General features: G+C 40.8%; 24 protein-coding genes. All 24 read right to left on the bottom strand.

Going from position 1 to position 20,616, the window contains the following annotated elements; translation table 11 throughout:
* Window positions 1–24: 24 nt before the first annotated feature.
* On the bottom strand, window positions 25–423 hold the full coding sequence (gene rpsH / locus ACQKL0_RS18700) for a 30S ribosomal protein S8 (protein WP_285769160.1): 399 nt from the start codon (window positions 421–423) through the stop codon (window positions 25–27).
* A 30-nt stretch (window positions 424–453) separates the two neighbouring features.
* Entirely contained in the window at window positions 454–639 is a 186-nt protein-coding gene (locus ACQKL0_RS18695) for a type Z 30S ribosomal protein S14 (RefSeq protein WP_402875689.1), read from the bottom strand.
* Window positions 640–664: 25 nt separating this feature from the next.
* Window positions 665–1,204: a 50S ribosomal protein L5 gene (gene rplE / locus ACQKL0_RS18690; RefSeq protein ID WP_402875691.1), complete on the bottom strand. Its 540-nt coding sequence runs from the start codon at window positions 1,202–1,204 to the stop codon at window positions 665–667.
* Between the two features lie 29 nt (window positions 1,205–1,233).
* Window positions 1,234–1,545, bottom strand: coding sequence for a 50S ribosomal protein L24 (rplX, locus tag ACQKL0_RS18685; RefSeq protein ID WP_402875692.1), 312 nt, complete (start codon window positions 1,543–1,545; stop codon window positions 1,234–1,236).
* 41 nt (window positions 1,546–1,586) lie between these two features.
* On the bottom strand, window positions 1,587–1,955 hold the full coding sequence (rplN, locus tag ACQKL0_RS18680) for a 50S ribosomal protein L14 (RefSeq protein ID WP_402875694.1): 369 nt from the start codon (window positions 1,953–1,955) through the stop codon (window positions 1,587–1,589).
* Between the two features lie 41 nt (window positions 1,956–1,996).
* Window positions 1,997–2,260 (bottom strand): 30S ribosomal protein S17, encoded by a 264-nt coding sequence (gene rpsQ / locus ACQKL0_RS18675; protein WP_402875696.1) that lies wholly within the window; start codon window positions 2,258–2,260, stop codon window positions 1,997–1,999.
* A gap of 18 nt (window positions 2,261–2,278) precedes the next feature.
* Window positions 2,279–2,482: a 50S ribosomal protein L29 gene (gene rpmC, locus ACQKL0_RS18670; protein ID WP_034305010.1), complete on the bottom strand. Its 204-nt coding sequence runs from the start codon at window positions 2,480–2,482 to the stop codon at window positions 2,279–2,281.
* Window positions 2,472–2,906, bottom strand: coding sequence for a 50S ribosomal protein L16 (gene rplP, locus ACQKL0_RS18665; RefSeq protein ID WP_402875698.1), 435 nt, complete (start codon window positions 2,904–2,906; stop codon window positions 2,472–2,474). The genes rpmC and rplP overlap by 11 nt, the downstream gene beginning before the upstream one ends.
* A 1-nt stretch (window position 2,907) precedes the next feature.
* Entirely contained in the window at window positions 2,908–3,564 is a 657-nt protein-coding gene (gene rpsC / locus ACQKL0_RS18660; RefSeq protein ID WP_402875700.1) for a 30S ribosomal protein S3, read from the bottom strand.
* A gap of 3 nt (window positions 3,565–3,567) precedes the next feature.
* Window positions 3,568–3,909: a 50S ribosomal protein L22 gene (gene rplV, locus ACQKL0_RS18655; protein WP_061440384.1), complete on the bottom strand. Its 342-nt coding sequence runs from the start codon at window positions 3,907–3,909 to the stop codon at window positions 3,568–3,570.
* Window positions 3,910–3,926: 17 nt separating this feature from the next.
* Window positions 3,927–4,205 (bottom strand): 30S ribosomal protein S19, encoded by a 279-nt coding sequence (gene rpsS / locus ACQKL0_RS18650; protein WP_034305018.1) that lies wholly within the window; start codon window positions 4,203–4,205, stop codon window positions 3,927–3,929.
* Window positions 4,206–4,265: 60 nt separating this feature from the next.
* Window positions 4,266–5,096 carry a 50S ribosomal protein L2 gene (gene rplB / locus ACQKL0_RS18645; protein ID WP_402875702.1) on the bottom strand — a complete coding sequence of 277 codons (831 nt, stop codon included), beginning with the start codon at window positions 5,094–5,096 and terminating at the stop codon, window positions 4,266–4,268.
* Between the two features lie 26 nt (window positions 5,097–5,122).
* Window positions 5,123–5,407 carry a 50S ribosomal protein L23 gene (gene rplW / locus ACQKL0_RS18640; RefSeq protein WP_402875704.1) on the bottom strand — a complete coding sequence of 95 codons (285 nt, stop codon included), beginning with the start codon at window positions 5,405–5,407 and terminating at the stop codon, window positions 5,123–5,125.
* Complete coding sequence (gene rplD / locus ACQKL0_RS18635; RefSeq protein ID WP_402875706.1) at window positions 5,407–6,030, bottom strand: 50S ribosomal protein L4; 624 nt, start codon at window positions 6,028–6,030, stop codon at window positions 5,407–5,409. Before rplD ends, rplW begins: the two co-directional genes overlap by 1 nt.
* Window positions 6,031–6,055: 25 nt before the next feature.
* Window positions 6,056–6,685: a 50S ribosomal protein L3 gene (gene rplC / locus ACQKL0_RS18630; RefSeq protein WP_402875708.1), complete on the bottom strand. Its 630-nt coding sequence runs from the start codon at window positions 6,683–6,685 to the stop codon at window positions 6,056–6,058.
* Between the two features lie 39 nt (window positions 6,686–6,724).
* Window positions 6,725–7,033 (bottom strand): 30S ribosomal protein S10, encoded by a 309-nt coding sequence (gene rpsJ / locus ACQKL0_RS18625; protein ID WP_402875709.1) that lies wholly within the window; start codon window positions 7,031–7,033, stop codon window positions 6,725–6,727.
* A gap of 357 nt (window positions 7,034–7,390) precedes the next feature.
* Window positions 7,391–8,578 carry an elongation factor Tu gene (gene tuf / locus ACQKL0_RS18620; protein ID WP_402875712.1) on the bottom strand — a complete coding sequence of 396 codons (1,188 nt, stop codon included), beginning with the start codon at window positions 8,576–8,578 and terminating at the stop codon, window positions 7,391–7,393.
* A gap of 119 nt (window positions 8,579–8,697) precedes the next feature.
* On the bottom strand, window positions 8,698–10,776 hold the full coding sequence (gene fusA, locus ACQKL0_RS18615) for an elongation factor G (RefSeq protein WP_402875714.1): 2,079 nt from the start codon (window positions 10,774–10,776) through the stop codon (window positions 8,698–8,700).
* A 44-nt stretch (window positions 10,777–10,820) separates the two neighbouring features.
* Complete coding sequence (gene rpsG, locus ACQKL0_RS18610) at window positions 10,821–11,291, bottom strand: 30S ribosomal protein S7 (RefSeq protein ID WP_402875716.1); 471 nt, start codon at window positions 11,289–11,291, stop codon at window positions 10,821–10,823.
* Window positions 11,292–11,312: 21 nt separating this feature from the next.
* Window positions 11,313–11,735 carry a 30S ribosomal protein S12 gene (gene rpsL, locus ACQKL0_RS18605; protein ID WP_402875717.1) on the bottom strand — a complete coding sequence of 141 codons (423 nt, stop codon included), beginning with the start codon at window positions 11,733–11,735 and terminating at the stop codon, window positions 11,313–11,315.
* Window positions 11,736–11,839: 104 nt separating this feature from the next.
* A complete protein-coding gene (locus tag ACQKL0_RS18600) occupies window positions 11,840–12,088 on the bottom strand; it encodes a 50S ribosomal protein L7ae-like protein (RefSeq protein ID WP_402875719.1) in 249 nt (82 codons plus the stop codon).
* A 292-nt stretch (window positions 12,089–12,380) separates the two neighbouring features.
* Window positions 12,381–15,974: a DNA-directed RNA polymerase subunit beta' gene (gene rpoC, locus ACQKL0_RS18595; RefSeq protein WP_402875721.1), complete on the bottom strand. Its 3,594-nt coding sequence runs from the start codon at window positions 15,972–15,974 to the stop codon at window positions 12,381–12,383.
* A 180-nt stretch (window positions 15,975–16,154) separates the two neighbouring features.
* Window positions 16,155–19,724 (bottom strand): DNA-directed RNA polymerase subunit beta, encoded by a 3,570-nt coding sequence (rpoB, locus tag ACQKL0_RS18590; RefSeq protein WP_402875722.1) that lies wholly within the window; start codon window positions 19,722–19,724, stop codon window positions 16,155–16,157.
* A gap of 240 nt (window positions 19,725–19,964) precedes the next feature.
* Entirely contained in the window at window positions 19,965–20,570 is a 606-nt protein-coding gene (locus ACQKL0_RS18585) for a class I SAM-dependent methyltransferase (protein WP_402875762.1), read from the bottom strand.
* Between the last annotated feature and the right edge of the window lie 46 nt (window positions 20,571–20,616).

Genomic DNA, 20,616 nt, shown 5'->3' with positions numbered 1-20,616 from the left:
CACCTCCATTCTTGTGAAAATGTATTACCAAACGTATGCTAAAACTTCTCCGCCAACTTGTTTAGAGCGAGCTTCCTTGTCTGTTAAAACTCCGTGAGAAGTAGAAACAATTGCGATACCTAAACCGTTTAGAACGCGTGGTACCTCTCCAGTTTTTGCATATACACGCAAACCAGGTTTGCTGATACGTTTAAGACCAGTGATAACACGTTCGTTGTTTGCACCGTATTTTAAGAAGATACGGATGATACCTTGTTTGTTGTCTTCGATTAATTCAAAGTCACGTACGAAGCCCTCACGCTTTAAGATCTCAGCAATTTCCTTTTTGATCTTTGAAGCAGGAACTTCTAGCTTTTCGTGACGAACCATATTCGCATTACGGATGCGAGTAAGCATATCTGCAATAGGATCTGTCATGACCATTTTATTTTACCTCCTTCCCAAACTCGGGTTTTACCAGCTAGCTTTTTTAACGCCAGGAATTTGTCCTTTATGTGCAAGTTCGCGGAAACAAATACGACATAGTTTAAATTTACGTATTACAGAATGTGGACGGCCGCAACGTTCGCAACGTGTATATTCTTGTACTTTAAACTTTTGTTCGCGTTTTTGCTTTACGATCATAGACTTTTTAGCCACGATTTCGCCTCCCTTTATTTAGAGATTACTTTTGGAACGGCATTCCAACTTGAGTAAGTAGTTCACGAGCTTCTTCGTCAGTGTTGGCAGTCGTTACGATAACGATATCCATACCACGAACTTTGCTCACTTTATCGTAATCAATCTCAGGGAAGATAAGTTGTTCTTTAATACCTAATGTATAGTTCCCACGTCCGTCAAAAGATTTCTTTGAAACGCCGCGGAAATCACGTACACGTGGTAAAGATACAGATACTAGCTTATCAAGGAATTGATACATACGTTCTCCACGTAGTGTAACCTTCGCTCCGATAGGCATACCTTCACGCAAACGGAATCCTGCGATTGATTTTTTAGCTTTAGTTATTACTGGTTTTTGACCAGCGATAAGTGTTAATTCTTCAACTGCTGTATCTAAAGCTTTTGAGTTAGATACTGCGTCACCAACACCCATGTTAATAACGATCTTTTCAATAGTTGGTACTTGCATTACTGATTGATAGTTGAATTTACCCATTAATGATGGTGTAATTTCGCTGTTATATTTTTCTTTAAGGCGGCTCATTGCTTCGTGTACCTCCCTTCATTTATGACTTATTTATCTAAAGATTCACCTGATATTTTAGCTACGCGTACTTTCTTGCCGTTTTCAATCTTATATCCAACACGAGTCGGTTTACCTGTTTTCGGATCAAGAGGCATTACATTGGATGCGTGAATAGCAGCTTCTCGGCTGATAATTCCACCTTGTGGATTAACTTGAGATGGCTTAGAGTGCTTTTTCACAATATTAATTCCTTCAACAAGCACACGATTTTGTTTCGGATATGCTTCAAGAATTGTTCCTTGTTTGCCTTTGTCCTTACCAGAGATGACTACGACTTTGTCACCTTTTTTAACATGCATTAGCTTGGCACCTCCTTGAAAGGCTTTACGAAATTTAACTATTATAAAACTTCTGGAGCTAGAGAAACGATCTTCATGAAACTGTTATCACGTAATTCACGAGCAACAGGTCCAAAAATACGAGTTCCACGTGGGCTCTTATCGTCACGGATAATTACACATGCGTTCTCATCGAAACGAATGTAAGAACCGTCAGGACGACGCATACCACGTTTTGTACGAACAACAACAGCCTTAACGACTTCACCTTTTTTAACAACGCCTCCAGGTGTTGCTTGTTTAACGGTACAAACTATAACATCGCCGATATTAGCATATTTACGTCCAGAACCACCTAGTACTTTAATAGCTAGAACTTCACGTGCACCTGAATTGTCAGCGACTTTTAAACGAGATTCTTGTTGAATCATGTACGGTACCTCCCTTCGGAATTAACTTAATCCGAACAAAATTAAATGATTACTGATTTTTCTACTACTTCTAGAAGACGGAAACGTTTTGTAGCTGAAAGTGGACGAGTTTCCATGATACGTACTACATCGCCTGCTTTAGCTTCATTCAGCTCGTCATGAGCTTTTAACTTTTTAGAGTATTTTACGCGTTTACCGTATAAAGAATGCTTTTTATAGGTTTCTACAACGACTGTTACGGTTTTATCCATTTTGTCGGATACTACGCGGCCAGTGTAGACTTTGCGTTGGTTGCGTTCGCTCATTATGCAAACCTCCATTCATTATCGATTAGTGACACCGATCTCTCTTTGACGAACAACTGTTTTCATACGAGCGATCGATTTGCGAACTTCACGGATGCGAGCTGTATTTTCAAGTTGTCCAGTAGCTAACTGGAAACGAAGATTAAATAGTTCTTCTTTAAGAGATTTTAGTTTTTGTTCAATTTCAGCAGTGGTTAGATCTTTGATTTCATTAGCTTTCATTTGTTTCACCACCAATTTCCTCTCTTTTTACAAACTTACATTTGATTGGAAGTTTGTGTGCTGCAAGGCGCAATGCTTCTCTTGCCACCTCTTCAGATACACCAGAGATTTCAAACAATACTTTGCCCGGTTTAACAACTGCTACCCAACCTTCAGGAGCACCTTTACCGGAACCCATCCGTACTTCAAGCGGCTTAGCAGTGTAAGGTTTGCTTGGGAAGATCTTGATCCAAACTTTACCTCCACGCTTCATGTAACGAGTCATCGCTACACGAGCTGCTTCGATTTGACGGTTAGTGATCCAGGAAGCTTCTTGAGCTTGAAGTCCAAATTCTCCGAAATGAACTTCACGTCCGCCTTTAGCCATCCCTCTCATCTTACCGCGATGTTCACGACGGTATTTTACGCGTTTTGGCAATAACATATTATTTTCCTCCTTCCTCAGATTTCTTCTTAGTAGGAAGAACTTCTCCACGGTAGATCCAAACTTTCACGCCTAGCTTCCCGTAAGTAGTATCTGCTTCAGCATGAGCATAATCTATGTCAGCACGAAGTGTGTGAAGTGGAACTGTTCCCTCGCTGTAGTGTTCAGCACGAGCAATATCTGCACCGCCAAGACGACCAGAAACTTGAGTTTTGATTCCTTTAGCGCCTGAACGCATTGTACGTTGAATAGCTTGTTTTTGAGCACGACGGAATGAAACACGATTTTCTAATTGACGAGCGATGTTCTCAGCAACCAATTTCGCATCAAGATCTGCTCTTTTGATTTCGATGATATTGATGTGAACTCTTTTGCCAGTTAATTGGTTTAATGCTTTACGAAGTGCTTCAACTTCAGTGCCGCCCTTACCGATAACCATACCTGGTTTAGCAGTATGAACTGATACATTGATGCGGTTAGCTGCACGTTCGATTTCAACCTTGGATACAGAAGCATCACTTAGACGTTTCGCGATATACTCACGAACTCTAAGGTCTTCATGCAAAAGAACTGCGTAGTCTTTATCAGCGTACCATTTGGATTCCCAATCACGGATGATCCCGATACGCATACCGACTGGATTTACCTTTTGACCCACAGATTACCCCTCCTTCTTTTCTGATACAACGATTGTAATATGACTAGTACGTTTGTTAATTGCACTCGCACGACCTTGAGCGCGAGGACGGAAACGTTTTAATGTTGGTCCTTCGTTAACGTATGCCTCTGAAACGACTAGGTTATTGATATCCATTTCGTAGTTATGTTCTGCATTTGCGATAGCAGATTTCAGAATTTTTTCTACGACTGGAGAAGCAGATTTTGGTGTTAAGCGAAGAATCGCTACTGCTTCACCTACTTGTTTTCCTCGAATTAAGTCTGCGACTAAACGCACTTTACGAGGAGCAATACGAACTGTTCTAGCGACAGCTTTTGCTTGCATGAGATGCCCTCCTCTCATTAACGTCTTGTTTTCTTGTCATCACTTGCGTGACCTTTATAAGTGCGTGTAGGCGCGAATTCGCCTAGTTTGTGACCTACCATGTCTTCTGTTACATAAACCGGCACATGCTTACGACCGTCATAAACAGCGATTGTATGTCCGATGAATTGCGGGAAGATTGTTGAGCGACGAGACCAAGTTTTTACTACCTGTTTCTTGTCTGCTTCATTTAATTTTTCAACTTTTACCAATAAATGATCATCAACAAAAGGCCCTTTTTTTAAGCTACGACCCATGCGAGTACCTCCCTTCGTGATCGTTCTACGGTCCGATTAATGAACCGTAGCTCAACCCCGTTATTTTTTACGACGACGAACGATAAATTTATCGGATTTATTTTTCTTCTTACGTGTTTTGAATCCAAGAGTTGGTTTACCCCAAGGAGACATTGGTGATTTACGTCCGATTGGTGCTTTACCTTCACCACCACCGTGTGGGTGATCATTCGGGTTCATTACTGATCCACGTACAGTTGGGCGTTTACCTAACCAACGATTACGACCAGCTTTACCAATGTTGATAAGTTCATGTTGTTCGTTACCAACTTGACCGATTGTAGCACGGCAAGTAGCAAGAATCATACGAACCTCACCAGAATTTAAACGTACAAGAACATAACGACCTTCTTTACCAAGTACTTGTGCAGATGTACCTGCAGAACGGACTAATTGTCCACCTTTTCCTGGTTTTAATTCGATGTTATGAATTACTGTACCAACTGGGATGTTAATTAGAGGAAGTGCGTTACCCACTTTAATATCGGCTTCTGGGCCAGACATAACTTCCAAACCTACTTCTAGGTTTTTAGGAGCTAGGATATAACGTTTTTCTCCATCAACGTAATTAATTAATGCAATGTTTGCAGAACGATTTGGATCGTACTCAATAGTAGCAACGCGTCCTGGTATACCATCTTTATTCCGTTTGAAATCGATGATACGGTATTGACGCTTGTGGCCGCCACCTTGATGACGAACTGTTAACTTACCTTGGTTATTACGGCCGCCTTTATTGTGTAAAGGAGCAAGTAATGATTTTTCGGGTTTGTCTGTAGTAATCTCAGCAAAATCCGAAGTTGTCATATTACGTCGACCGTTAGAGGTAGGTTTATACTTCTTAATCGCCATTTGTATTTCCCTCCTTCTCTAATGAATTAAGCTTCGAATAGCTCGATTTCTTTGCTGTCAGCAGTTAATTTAACAATAGCTTTACGGCGCTTGTTAGTATAGCCTGCATGTTTGCCCATGCGTTTGAATTTACCTTTGTAGTTCATGATATTTACCTTTTCAACTTTTACGCCGAAAACTTCTTGAACCGCATCTTTAACTTGAGTTTTGTTAGCTCTAACATCAACTTCAAAAGTATACTTCTTTTCAGCCATAGCGTCTGAAGAAGCTTCTGTGATTACGGGGCGCTTAATGATATCGCGTGCATCCATTATGCAAGCACCTCCTCTACTTTTTCGACAGCTGATTTAGTCAAGATCAATTTGTTGTGTGAAACAACATCAAGAACATTAAGACCAACAGCTTCAACCACAGTAACACCTGGGATGTTACGTGCAGAAAGAGCAACCTTCTCATCTAAACCGTCAGTAACGATCAACGTTTTAGTATCTACAGAAAGATTTTTTAGTACAGCTACAAATTCTTTCGTTTTTGGAGCTTCGAAAGTCAAGCTTTCAAGTACTAAGATGTTTTCTTCCAATGCCTTTGCAGACAATGCAGATTTAATAGCTAAGCGACGTACCTTTTTAGGCAACTTGTAAGAGTATGATCTTGGAGTTGGTCCAAAAACGATACCACCGCCACGCCATTGTGGAGAACGGATAGAACCTTGACGCGCACGTCCAGTTCCTTTTTGTTTCCAAGGTTTACGTCCACCGCCTGCAACTTCAGAACGGTTTTTAACTTTATGAGTTCCTTGACGTAAGGAAGCTCGTTGCATGATGATTGCTTCAAATAATACATGATTATTAGGTTCGATACCAAAGATGGATTCGTTTAGCTCGATGTCGCCAACTTGTGAACCTGTTTGGTTGAACAATGTAACTTTTGGCATTCTATTGCTCCTCCTTTCTCAGAAATTACTTTGCTTTAACAGCAGTTTTAACTTTGATCAGCGCTTTTCTAGCACCAGGTACATTACCTTTGACCAATAGTAGATTACGTTCAACATCAACTTTAACGATAGCTAAGTTTTGAACAGTAACTTGTTCCCCACCCATACGTCCTGGTAATAGTTTACCTTTGAATACGCGGTTTGGAGCAACAGGACCCATTGAACCTGGGCGACGGTGGTAACGAGAACCATGAGTCATCGGTCCGCGAGATTGTCCGTGGCGTTTAATAGCACCTTGGAAACCTTTACCTTTTGAAATTCCTATTACATCTACTAAATCGCCTTCAGCGAAAATACTAACATTGACTTCTTGACCGATCTCGTATGAAGCAAGATCCGTTCCGCGGAATTCGCGAATGAAGCGCTTAGGAGTAGTATTTGCTTTTTCAACGTGTCCCTTTTCAGGTTTGTTAGAAAGCTTTTCGCGTTTGTTTTCAAAACCAACTTGAATTGCTTCATAACCGTCAGTTTCAACAGTTTTCTTTTGAAGTACTACATTGTTAGCAGCTTCGATTACTGTTACCGGGATAAGTTCGCCATTTTCAGCAAAAACTTGAGTCATACCGATTTTTCTTCCTAAGATTCCTTTGGTCATAAGTCACACCTCCTAGAGTAATTGTTCTTATTATATAAATTATAATTTAATTTCGATGTCAACGCCTGACGGTAAATCTAAACGCATCAATGAATCAACTGTTTGCGGAGTTGGATTAACGATATCGATTAGACGTTTATGCGTACGCATTTCGAATTGTTCGCGAGAGTCTTTGTATTTATGAACCGCACGAAGGACCGTATAGATAGATCTTTCAGTTGGCAATGGAATTGGACCAGCAACAGTCGCACCAGAACGTTTTGCAGTTTCAACAATTTTCTCAGCAGATTGATCAAGGATTCTGTGATCATATGCTTTCAAACGAATACGAATTTTTTGTTTTGCCATAATTTTCCCTCCTTTTCGCCTATTTTATAAAATAGACCTTCTCAATGGAAATTTCCCACACACTCGCCATGGCAAAGCGGCCGGGTGTGTCAGCAACCTTCCATATCATCGCAGTCAAAGACCAACATTGTCTATTATACATAACACACAAGTTAAATGCAAGTTAAACTTAAATCTTTCTTGTGCAACACACTTTTATTATTATACATACAATCTTTAGGATTTACAAGTAGATTCTATATCTCTATTTCTAACCAGTTTCTTCTATTATAATCCTAAAGGCAAAAAAAAGAAGCAGACGGCGTCCCATCTGCTTCTTCCGGAAGGCGTCCCTTCCAATATTCGATTTAGAATCGATTATTCTTGGATTGTAGCAACTACACCAGCGCCTACAGTACGTCCACCCTCACGGATAGAGAATTTAGTACCTTCTTCGATAGCGATAGGAGCGATAAGTTCTACTGACATTTCAATGTTATCTCCAGGCATAACCATTTCTACGCCTTCAGGAAGGTTACAAATACCAGTTACGTCAGTTGTACGGAAGTAGAACTGCGGACGGTAGTTTGTGAAGAATGGAGTATGACGTCCACCTTCTTCTTTAGAAAGAACATAAACTTCAGCTTTGAATTTGCTGTGTGGAGTGATTGTATTTGGCTTAGCAAGTACTTGTCCACGTTGGATATCTTCACGAGCAACACCACGAAGTAGAGCTCCGATGTTGTCACCAGCTTCAGCATAATCAAGAAGTTTACGGAACATTTCAACACCAGTTACAGTTGTTGGTTTTGCTTCGTCGTTGAAACCGATGATGTCTACAACGTCACCAACTTTAACTTGTCCACGTTCAACACGTCCTGTAGCAACTGTTCCACGACCAGTGATTGAGAATACATCCTCAACTGGCATCATGAATGGTTTGTCAGTGTCACGAGTTGGTTCTGGAATGTACTCGTCAACAGCAGCCATTAATTCATGAATTTTTTCTTCCCAAGCAGCATCTCCTTCAAGAGCTTTAAGAGCAGAACCTTTGATAACTGGAACGTCATCGCCAGGGAAATCGTATTCAGAAAGAAGATCACGAATTTCCATTTCTACTAATTCAAGAAGTTCTTCGTCATCAACCATGTCGCATTTGTTCATGAATACAACTAGGAAAGGAACACCAACTTGTTTAGAAAGAAGGATGTGCTCACGAGTTTGAGGCATTGGGCCATCAGCAGCAGAAACTACTAAGATACCACCATCCATTTGTGCAGCACCAGTGATCATGTTTTTAACATAGTCAGCATGTCCTGGGCAGTCAACGTGTGCATAGTGACGAGTAGCTGTTTCGTACTCAACGTGTGCAGTAGAGATTGTGATACCACGTTCTCTTTCTTCTGGTGCACCATCAATTTGGTCATACGCGCGTGCTTCTGCTCCACCAGCTTTAGCAAGTACAGTAGTGATTGCAGCAGTTAGAGTTGTTTTACCATGGTCAACGTGTCCAATTGTTCCAACGTTAACATGCGGTTTTGAACGATCATATTTAGCTTTTCCCATTAGGAATTCCTCCTTAAAAATATAAAAATAGTTTAAGTATATAAGGGCTGTGAAAGAAGATAAATTCTTCCAACACAGCTTACATAAGTAGTTATACTTTAATAAGAGATGAAAATCAATTATTCACCTTTATTTTTTTTGATGATTTCTTCAGAAATGCTCTTAGGTACTTCTTCATAGTGATCGAAGTGCATAGAGAATGTTCCGCGTCCTTGAGTGTTTGAACGTAATGAAGTTGCATAACCGAACATTTCGGATAGTGGAACCATCGCTTTAACCATTTGAGTGTTTCCGCGAGCTTCCAAACCTTCTACGCGTCCACGACGAGATGTAATATCTCCCATGATATCGCCTAGGTAATCTTCAGGGATTACAACTTCCACTTTCATGATAGGTTCAAGGATAACCGGCTTACATTTTGAAGCAGCATTTTTAAGCGCCATTGATGCAGCGATTTTAAATGCCATTTCATTGGAGTCAACGTCATGGTAAGATCCGTCGAATAATTTTGCTTTAATATCAACTAATGGGTAACCAGCAAGTACTCCACGGTCAAGTGAATCAACTAATCCAGCTTGTACTGCAGGAATATACTCACGAGGTACTACACCACCGACGATAGCATTTTCAAATTCGAATCCTTTACCTTCTTCGTTTGGTCCAAATTCAATCCAAACGTGTCCGAATTGTCCACGTCCACCAGATTGACGAACGAATTTACCTTCAACTTTAGCTGAACCACGGAAAGTTTCACGGTAAGCAACTTGAGGAGCACCTACGTTAGCTTCCACTCTGAATTCACGACGCATACGGTCAACAAGGATGTCCAAGTGAAGTTCACCCATACCAGCGATAATTGTTTGACCAGTTTCTTGGTCAGTATGCGCACGGAATGTTGGATCTTCGTCTTGAAGCTTTTGTAAAGCTTGAGACATTTTGTCTTGGTCTGCTTTCGATTTTGGTTCAACAGAAAGTGAGATAACTGGTTCTGGGAATACCATTGATTCAAGGATAACTTGATCCTTATCATCACATAGTGTATCACCAGTAGTCGTATCTTTCAAACCAACAGCTGCAGCGATATCCCCAGCATATACTGTAGAAATCTCTTCACGGCTGTTTGCATGCATTTGAAGGATACGTCCAATACGTTCACGTTTACCTTTTGTTGAGTTGATTACATATGATCCAGATTCTAATGTACCAGAGTACACACGGAAGAATGTAAGCTTACCAACATAAGGGTCTGTCATAACTTTAAACGCTAAAGCAGAGAACGGTTCAGAATCATCTGAGTGACGTTCTACTTCTTCTTCAGTATCCGGAAGAGTACCTTTGATTGCAGGTACGTCTAATGGAGATGGAAGGAAGTCAATAACGTTATCAAGCATTAATTGAACACCTTTATTTTTGAACGCTGAACCACAGATAACTGGGAAGAATTCAACATTAACGGTTGCAGTACGGATAGCAGCTTTTAATTCAGCAATGCTGATTTCTTCGCCACCAAGGTATTTTTCCATTAAGTCTTCATTAACTTCAGCCACCGCTTCGATTAATTTCTCACGGTACTCTTCAGCTAATTCAAGGTGTTCTGCAGGAATTTCACCAACAGTGATATCAGTTCCTAAATCATTTGAGTAGAAATGAGCTTTCATTTCAATTAAGTCAATGATAGCGGAAAAATTATCTTCAGCACCAATTGGTAATTGGACCGGATGAGCGTTTGCTTGCAAACGATCGTGGATAGTTCCTACTGAATAAAGGAAATCCGCACCGATTTTGTCCATTTTGTTAACGAATACGACACGTGGTACACCGTATGTTGTAGCTTGGCGCCAAACTGTTTCAGTTTGAGGCTCAACACCTGATTGGGCATCAAGTACAGCTACAGCTCCATCAAGTACACGTAGAGAACGTTCAACTTCAACTGTGAAGTCTACGTGTCCCGGTGTATCAATGATGTTTACGCGGTGACCTTTCCACTGTGCAGTTGTTGCAGCGGATGTGATCGTGATTCCACGTTCTTGTTCTTGCTCCATCCAGTCCATTTGTGAAGCACCTTCGTGTGTTTCACCAATTTTGTGGATTTTACCAGTATAGTAAAGAACGCGTTCTGTTGTAGTCGTTTTACCAGCATCAATATGTGCCATGATACCGATATTACGAGTATTTGCTAAGGAGAACTCTCTTGCCATTTGTCTTTCTCCTTCCTATTATAAGGATTTTATTGTTATTGATCTTACCAGCGATAGTGAGCAAATGCTTTGTTAGCTTCTGCCATTTTGTGCGTATCTTCACGTTTCTTAACAGCTGCTCCAGTGTTGTTTGCAGCATCCATGATTTCGAAAGCTAAACGCTCTTCCATCGTTTTTTCTCCACGAAGGCGAGAGTAGTTTACTAACCAACGAAGACCTAGAGTTGATTTACGGTCTGGACGTACCTCAACTGGTACTTGGTAGTTAGCTCCACCCACACGGCGTGCTTTTACTTCTAATACAGGCATGATGTTTTTAAGTGCTTGATCAAACACTTCGATTGGCTCATTGCCAGTACGTTCTTTAATTAACTCAAATGCAGAGTAAAGTATTTTTTGTGATTTTCCTCTTTGTCCATCAACCATTAATTTGTTGATTAAGCGAGTCACAAGTTTAGATTTATAAATTGGATCTGGTAATACATCTCTTTTTGTTACGGGTCCTTTACGAGGCATTATATTTCCTCCTTTCTCGGATTATTTTTTTGCTGCTTTCGGACGCTTAGTACCGTATTTAGAACGGCTTTGCATACGATTGTTAACTCCTGCTGTATCAAGAGCACCACGTACGATATGGTAACGTACCCCTGGTAAATCCTTTACACGTCCACCGCGGATTAGTACCACGCTGTGTTCTTGTAAGTTGTGACCGATACCTGGGATATAAGCTGTTACCTCGATACCGTTAGTTAAACGTACACGCGCATATTTACGTAAAGCGGAGTTTGGTTTTTTCGGTGTCATAGTTCCCACACGAGTACAAACACCACGTTTTTGCGGAGATGATACGTTAGTTTGTGCTTTCTTAAAGCTGTTGTAGCCTTTGTTAAGTGCTGGAGAGTTAGATTTAACCTCTTTAGACTCGCGTCCTTTACGCACTAATTGATTAATAGTAGGCATTACATTTTTCCTCCCTTCGCAATTTCATGTCTAGTACCACACATCCAGGTGGTTCATAAATGGGTAAAAACAAAGTCCTTGCAAATAGTATTGCAAAAACATTTTTACTTTTTAATGGCAACAGTTGCTGCTCCGACATCAATACCACATGCTTTTCCAAGCATTTTCATCGAATCAACATATGTGATAGGAACATCCACTAGTTTAGCGGTCTCAACAACACGCCCAGTCAAGTATATATCTGCATCATCAGCGATGATAACTTCTTGAATTAAATTGTTCTTCAAAGCTCTAACTGTTTGTTTCGTTCCTATAACCACTGACTTTGCCTGTATTACTTTTTCATAAGACATGGTCCATATCCTCCAAAGTTACAGGGTAACATAGGAGCACCTTTGCTATAGTATCATTTTTAGTCAGATGCTGTCAACTTGTTTCAAAAAATTATTTAAGCAAAAGGTTTTCCAGTTAAATCATTCTATAGGTTTTTAAGTCTACCAAATTGGTTCTATCATAACTAATTTTTTACTGATTACTCTTTATTAATAAAAAGAAACCAGCTCATTTAATCCGAACCTCAATCCCCCAATATCGTTAGGGGGATCAAGTTCTTCAGTATTTATATGAGCTGGGTCTAATTATCCTTTAGTCAACCGATACTGTCTCAGGATTCTCTACGACAACAGGGTTAGCTTTTCTGTAGCGAGGCATACCTGTTCCAGCTGGAACAAGTTTACCGATGATAACATTTTCTTTCAGTCCAAGCAATTCGTCGCGTTTTCCTTTAATTGCTGCATCAGTCAATACTCTAGTTGTTTCTTGGAATGATGCTGCAGACAAGAAGGAATCCGTTTCAAGTGATGCTTTTGTAATTCCTAGTAATACAGGACGACCTGTAGCAGGTAGCTTGCTGGTTAGCAATGCGTTTGTGTTTGCCACGGTGAACTGGTTAACATCCAATAGCGTACCTGGAAGAACTTCAGTTTCCCCTGCGTCAAGAACACGAACTTTACGCATCATTTGTCTAACCATAACCTCGATATGTTTATCGCCGATTTCTACCCCTTGCATCCGGTATACTTTCTGTACTTCATGAAGTAGGTATTCCTGAACAGTAAGAACATCCGTAACTTTCAACAATTCTTTAGGATCGATAGAACCCTCTGTTAACTCCTCGCCTCGACGAACGAAAGTATCAACAGACACTCTTAAACGCGCTGTGTATGGCGCTGTATAAGTACGTGATTCAACCGCACCTTGGACCACGATTTCTTGTTGTTTATCGCGGATTTCATTGATTGAAACGATAGTTCCCTCAATTTCAGAAATAACTGCTTGACCTTTAGGGTTTCTCGCTTCAAATATTTCTTGGATACGAGGTAAACCTTGAGTAATATCGTCTCCGGCAACCCCACCTGTATGGAATGTACGCATTGTTAACTGAGTACCAGGTTCACCGATTGATTGGGCAGCAATGATACCAACTGCTTCTCCCACTTCAACTTCCTGACCGGTAGCCAAGTTACGTCCGTAACATTTCTTACATACACCATGACTGGTGTTACATGTAAAGGCAGAGCGAATCCATGCAGTTTCAATACCTAGAGATGCAATATAAGCTGCTAGATCCTCAGTGATAAGGTCATTTTCAGCCACAATTACTTCATCTGTTTCTGGATGTCTAATGGCTTTTCTTGCATATCGGCCAATTAAACGTTCTTCAAGATGCTCGATTATTTCTGTTCCCTCTCTCAAGGCAGAAATTTTCAAGCCGCGGTCTGTTCCACAGTCATCATCACGGATGATAACATCTTGGGCTACGTCTACTAGACGACGTGTAAGGTAACCAGAATCGGCAGTTTTAAGGGCTGTATCGGCAAGACCTTTACGAGCACCATGTGTAGAGATAAAGTACTCTAACACTGTTAAACCTTCACGGAAACTTGATTTGATCGGTAATTCGATGATACGTCCAGCCGGGTTGGCCATCAGTCCACGCATACCCGCAAGCTGCGTGAAGTTGGAAGCATTACCACGGGCACCGGAGTCACTCATCATGAAGATCGGATTGCGTCGGTCAAGAGATTTCATCAGTTTAGACTGAATAGTATCTTTTGCTGCGCTCCAGATCGAAATGACGCGATCATAACGCTCATCTTCGGTAATTAGACCACGTCTAAATTGTTTTAGGACGTTATCCACTTTTGTTTGAGCTTCCGTAATGATTTCTTGTTTTTCTTTTAATACAACAATATCAGCTACACCAACAGTGATACCTGCTTTTGTCGAATATTTGAATCCAAGATTTTTCATCCGGTCAAGCATTTTAGATGTTTCGGTGATTTTGAAACGTTTAAACACTTCCGCAATGATATTACCAAGAATTTTCTTCTTGAATGGATCAATAGCTGGTTGTGCTTTAATCAATTCAGGGATATTAGCGCCTTTTTCCACGAAATATTTCTCTGGAGTTTTAGTTTCCAAGTTATAACGTGTAGGTTCGTTAATATATGGGAATGATTTTGGCAAAATTTCATTAAAGACCAATTTACCAACGGTAGTGATTAGAAGCTGGCTGTTTTGTTCTTCCGTGAACGTTTCATTATTCAGTGATGATGCATGCACTGCGCAACGAGAATGTAAGTGAACATAACCATTTTGGTATGCAAGCAACGCTTCACTAGTATCTTTAAAGATCATACCTTCACCGATAGCGCCTTCTCTTTCTAATGTTAGGTAGTAGTTACCTAATACCATATCTTGAGAAGGAGTAACGACTGGTTTTCCATCTTTAGGATTCAAGATGTTCTGGGCAGCAAGCATTAGCATACGTGCTTCAGCTTGAGCTTCAGAAGATAAAGGAACGTGGACGGCCATTTGGTCACCATCAAAGTCAGCGTTATATGCTGTACATACTAACGGATGCAAACGAATTGCACGGCCTTCAACCAATGTTGGCTCAAACGCTTGAATACCAAGTCTATGAAGAGTTGGTGCACGGTTAAGTAATACTGGATGCTCCCTAATGACTTCTTCAAGTACATCCCAAATCTCAGGAGATAGTCGTTCAATTTTTCGTTTTGCAGATTTGATGTTATGAGCTAATCCTCTTTGAACGAGTTCCTTCATAACGAATGGTTTGAATAATTCAATCGCCATCTCTTTCGGCAGACCACATTGGTACATTTTCAGGTTAGGACCAACTACGATTACAGAACGACCAGAGTAATCGACACGTTTACCAAGAAGGTTCTGACGGAAACGACCTTGTTTACCTTTTAACATGTGTGATAAAGATTTCAATGGGCGGTTACCCGGACCAGTTACTGGGCGACCACGACGTCCATTATCGATTAAAGCGTCAACGGCTTCTTGAAGCATACGCTTTTCATTTTGGACGATAATGCTTGGAGCGCCAAGATCAAGCAATCTTTTCAAACGATTGTTACGGTTAATAACACGACGATATAGATCATTTAAGTCAGATGTCGCAAAACGACCGCCATCTAATTGAACCATTGGACGAAGTTCTGGTGGTATAACTGGAAGCACATCAAGAATCATCCATGAAGGCTCGTTACCAGAATTACGGAAGGCTTCTAATACTTCCAAGCGTTTGATTGCACGAGTTCTACGTTGTCCTTGAGCTGTCTTAAGCTCTTCTTTCAACGTTTCTACTTCTTTTTCCGTATCAATGTCTTGTAAAAGTTTTTTAATAGCTTCCGCACCCATTGCAGCTTGGAACTTCTTACCGTATTTTTCACGGTATGTACGATATTCTTTTTCAGAAAGAAGTTGTTTCTTTTCTAAAGTTGTATCGCCAGTTTCAGTTACCACATAAGATGCGAAGTAAATAACTTCTTCTAATGCCCGTGGAGACATATCCAGGACAAGACCCATACGACTCGGAATTCCTTTGAAATACCAAATATGTGAAACTGGTGCTGCCAGCTCAATATGACCCATTCGTTCACGACGGACTTTAGCACGCGTGACTTCAACCCCACAACGGTCACAAACTACGCCTTTATAACGAACACGTTTATATTTACCACAGTGACATTCCCAGTCCTTTTGAGGTCCGAAAATTCTCTCACAGAATAAACCGTCTTTTTCTGGTTTTAACGTACGATAGTTGATTGTTTCTGGTTTTTTAACTTCCCCATGAGACCAAGAACGAATCTTGTCTGGTGAAGCAAGACCAATTTTCATATACTCAAAATTATTAACATCTAACAAGGGGCCTACCTCCCTTTTAATCTCCAGGTTTTACCCTGATTGCCTTCATTCATTCGGGCAATCTAAACCGGATGATGGGTGATTGAATCAATAAGACTCCGACAAGGCAGCAGGATCTTTAAAGAAAAACCTTGCTGCCAGTCAGAGCTGATAATATATAGATTGATTTATTTAAATTATTTACTCTTTTGATGGTGCTCCTGCTTCAGTAGCAACCATATCTTTTGTTTCTGCATCTAGGCTTAATTTGTCTGACTGATTAGGGTCTTCTTCATCTTCTAAATCACGCATTTCAATTTCGCGGTCTTCAGCATTCATGATTTTAACATCTAATCCTAAGCTTTGAAGTTCCTTAATCAATACTTTGAATGACTCAGGGACACCAGGCTCAGGGACATTTTCGCCTTTGACAATCGCTTCGTATGTTTTCACACGGCCCACGACATCATCTGATTTAACGGTAAGGATTTCTTGTAATGTATAAGCAGCTCCATATGCTTCAAGTGCCCATACTTCCATCTCACCAAAACGTTGTCCACCGAATTGCGCTTTACCACCAAGTGGTTGTTGCGTAACAAGGGAGTAAGGTCCAGTTGAACGAGCATGAAGTTTATCATCAACCATATGTGCAAGTTTAATCATGTACATGACACCAACAGACACACGGTTATCGAACGCTTCACCTGAACGGCCATCGTAAAGTACCGTTTTTGCATCACGTGACATACCAGCTTCTTCAATCGTACTCCAAACGTCTTCCTCAGTAGCTCCATCAAATACCGGTGATGCTACGTGAATGCCTAGTGCACGGGCTGCCATACCTAAGTGAAGCTCAAGTACCTGACCGATATTCATACGGGAAGGTACACCCAGTGGGTTTAACATGATGTCAACCGGTGTTCCATCAGGCATGTAAGGCATATCTTCTTCAGGAAGGATCCTTGAGATTACACCTTTGTTACCATGACGTCCGGCCATTTTATCGCCTTCATGTATTTTACGTTTTTGAACGATATATACACGTGCAAGTTGATTTACACCAGGTGGTAGCTCGTCGCCATCTTCTCTGTTAAACACTTTAACATCGAGGACGATTCCGCCGCCGCCGTGGGGAACACGCAATGATGTATCCCGTACTTCGCGCGCTTTTTCACCAAAGATTGCATGTAAGAGACGTTCTTCCGCCGTTAGTTCCGTTACCCCTTTAGGAGTTACTTTACCTACTAGAAGGTCACCGTCTTTTACTTCAGCACCGACACGGATTATTCCACGCTCATCAAGGTTGCGAAGCGCATCTTCTCCGACGTTCGGAATATCACGAGTGATTTCTTCAGGTCCCAATTTCGTATCGCGAGACTCAGATTCATATTCTTCAATATGGATGGAAGTGTACACATCATCTTTAACTAGACGTTCACTCATGATGATGGCATCTTCATAGTTGTATCCATCCCAAGTCATGAAGGCAACTAATACATTTCGTCCAAGTGCTAATTCACCTTTTTCCATTGAAGGACCATCGGCAAGAATTTCACCTTTGACAACATTGTCACCAACACTAACGATAGGACGTTGGTTATAACACGTTCCTTGGTTAGAACGAATGAATTTTAATAAACGGTATTTATCAAGGTTTCCTTTTACTTGTTGACCGTCAACCTCACTTACCCGGCGTACCCATACTTCACGTGATTCCACGTGTTCGACGATACCAGGGTGTTTACAGATGACAGCTGCCCCAGAGTCTTTCGCTGAAACATATTCCATACCTGTTCCAACTCTTGGTGCCTCTGGTTGTAATAAAGGTACTGCTTGACGTTGCATGTTCGCTCCCATTAGGGCACGGTTGGAGTCATCATTTTCCAAGAAAGGAATACATGCTGTCGCTGCAGATACGACTTGTTTAGGCGATACGTCCATATAATCTACGCGGTCACGCGGAACAACGGTATTTTCACCGCGGAAACGTGCAACAACCATATCATCAAGGAATGTTCCATCATCGGATAGACGAACATTCGCTTGGGCAACTACGTAGTTATCTTCTTCATCAGCCGTTAAGTAATCGATTTTGCTCGTAATTTTCCCTGTCTCATGGTCAACACGTCGGTATGGTGTTTCAATGAATCCATAAGGGTTAACCTTTGCAAAACTTGATAGGGAGTTAATCAATCCAATATTCGGTCCCTCAGGCGTTTCAATCGGACACATACGGCCATAGTGGGAGTAATGAACGTCACGTACTTCGAAACCAGCACGCTCACGAGTCAAACCACCAGGTCCCAATGCAGATAGACGACGTTTATGCGTCAATTCGGCCAATGGGTTCGTTTGGTCCATAAATTGTGAAAGCTGTGAGCTACCAAAGAATTCTTTAATGGATGCTATAACAGGACGAATGTTAATCAATTGCTGTGGAGTGATCGTATTCGTGTCTTGAATAGACATTCTTTCACGCACGACACGCTCCATACGAGATAAACCAATTCTGAATTGGTTTTGCAGCAATTCACCAACGGAACGCAGACGACGATTTCCTAGATGGTCAATATCATCTGTAATTCCCACGCCATGAAGCAAGTTAAAGAAATAGCTAATAGAAGAGATGATATCAGCTGGAGTAATGTTTTTAACCTGATCGGTTACATACGCATTACCAATGATATTGATCACTTTTTCGCCTTCAGCGTCATTTGGAGCAAAGACTTTGATTGGTTGAAGAAGGGTTTCTTCTTCTACTACGCCACCAGACGGGTGGAACGTTTTAAAACCGATTCCTGCTTCAAGATGAGGCAGAATTTTATCAAGTGTCCTTCTATCAAGCAAAGTACCCTTTTCAACAATGATTTCCCCTGTTTCAGGATCGATTAAAGTCTCGGCGATCTTTTGTCCGAATAGACGATTCTTGATATGCAGTTTTTTGTTGATTTTATAGCGACCTACGTTAGCTAGATCATAACGTTTTGGATCGAAAAAGCGGGATACTAGTAGACTTTTCGCGTTATCGACTGTAGGTGGTTCACCCGGGCGAAGACGTTCATAGATTTCTAGCAATGCTTTTTCTACACTCTCCGTGTTGTCTTTTTCAAGAGTGTTGCGAAGATACTCATTATCACCGATTAAATCAATGATCTCTTGATCAGTTCCAAAGCCCAATGCACGCATCAATACCGTGATAGGTAATTTCCTAGTGCGGTCGATTCGAACATAAACTACATCCTTGGCATCTGTCTCATATTCAAGCCATGCACCACGGTTAGGAATAACGGTCGCAGAGAAACCTAGCTTACCGTTCTTATCCATTTTCCCATTATAGTAAACACTCGGTGAGCGTACTAATTGGGATACGATTACACGTTCAGCACCATTGATGACAAACGTGCCCGTTTCAGTCATAAGTGGGAAGTCACCCATGAATACATCCTGGTCTTTTACTTCCCCTGTTTCTTTGTTAACAAGGCGCACTTTCACACGAAGTGGTGCAGAATACGTAACATCGCGTTCTTTTGTTTCTTCAACAGAATACTTCGGTTCAGCAAGGCTGTAATCGATGAATTCTAATGACAAATTACCTGTAAAATCCTCAATAGGAGAAATGTCCTGGAACATTTCTTTTAAACCTACATCTAAAAACCATTGATAAGAAGCCGTTTGAATTTCAATCAGATTCGGAAGATCCAAAACCTCACTGATTCTTGCATAACTTCTACGTTGGCGGTGTCGTCCATACTGAACAAGTTGACCTGTCAACTGATTCACCCCTTAAATCAAGCGTTATAAGGATCTATTTGCCACGGAAAAAAGCAATCTAATCCATAGACAAAAAGAAAATGGTTTTTATTTTAAAAACCACTATTTCTCATAAAACGAACTATTATTTATATATTTTTCCCATATTATCCATTGGTTATACACCAATGGTATAAAAATTGCATAGTAACGGAATTATATATATGCATTTTATAATACTAACATAGCGAAAATTTAGAGTCAAACTTTTTTGGATAATAGTATGTAGTAGCCTTTTTTCTTTACAGCCACTTCGACATTACCAAATAACAGCTCTAGTTTATCCATGGCGGAAGGAGCGCCTTGCTTTTTTTGAATGACAACCCATAGTTCTCCACCAGTCACCAAACTTCGATAACTTTCTTCTAGAATTTCGTGGACTACACTTTTACCTGCGCGAATGGGAGGGTTCGTAAGAATTGCAGCGAATTGTTTAGATCCTACCTTTTCAAAACGGTCGCTTTCGTACACTTTAACATTAGCGATTCCGTTTGTAGCGGCATTTTCCTTCGATAATTCAACTGCCCGGCTATTTATATCTATCATTTCTACCGTTCTTTCGGGATAAGCCGCAGCAATTGATATTCCAATGGGGCCATAACCGCAACCAACATCAAGAATATTCCCTTTTACAGCTTTATTAAGATTGAAGGATTCTATCAAAAGACGAGAACCAAAATCAACTTCTTTTTTTGAAAAAACACCATTATCACTTTTAAAGTGGAATGTGCGTCCTTTTAATACAAAATCCCAAAATTTAGGATTGCTTTCGACATCCGGTTTTTGTGAGTAGTAATGCTCTGTCAGAGTCATCTCCCCCTATCAGAAAGGAATATTGAAGATTTAACGAGAG

Source organism: Peribacillus sp. NPDC097264 (assembly GCF_050277925.1).
Taxonomy (GTDB): Bacteria; Bacillota; Bacilli; order Bacillales; family DSM-1321; genus Peribacillus.
Note: the sequence above shows the minus strand (reverse complement) of the source record. Positions and strands in the feature narration are given on the sequence as shown.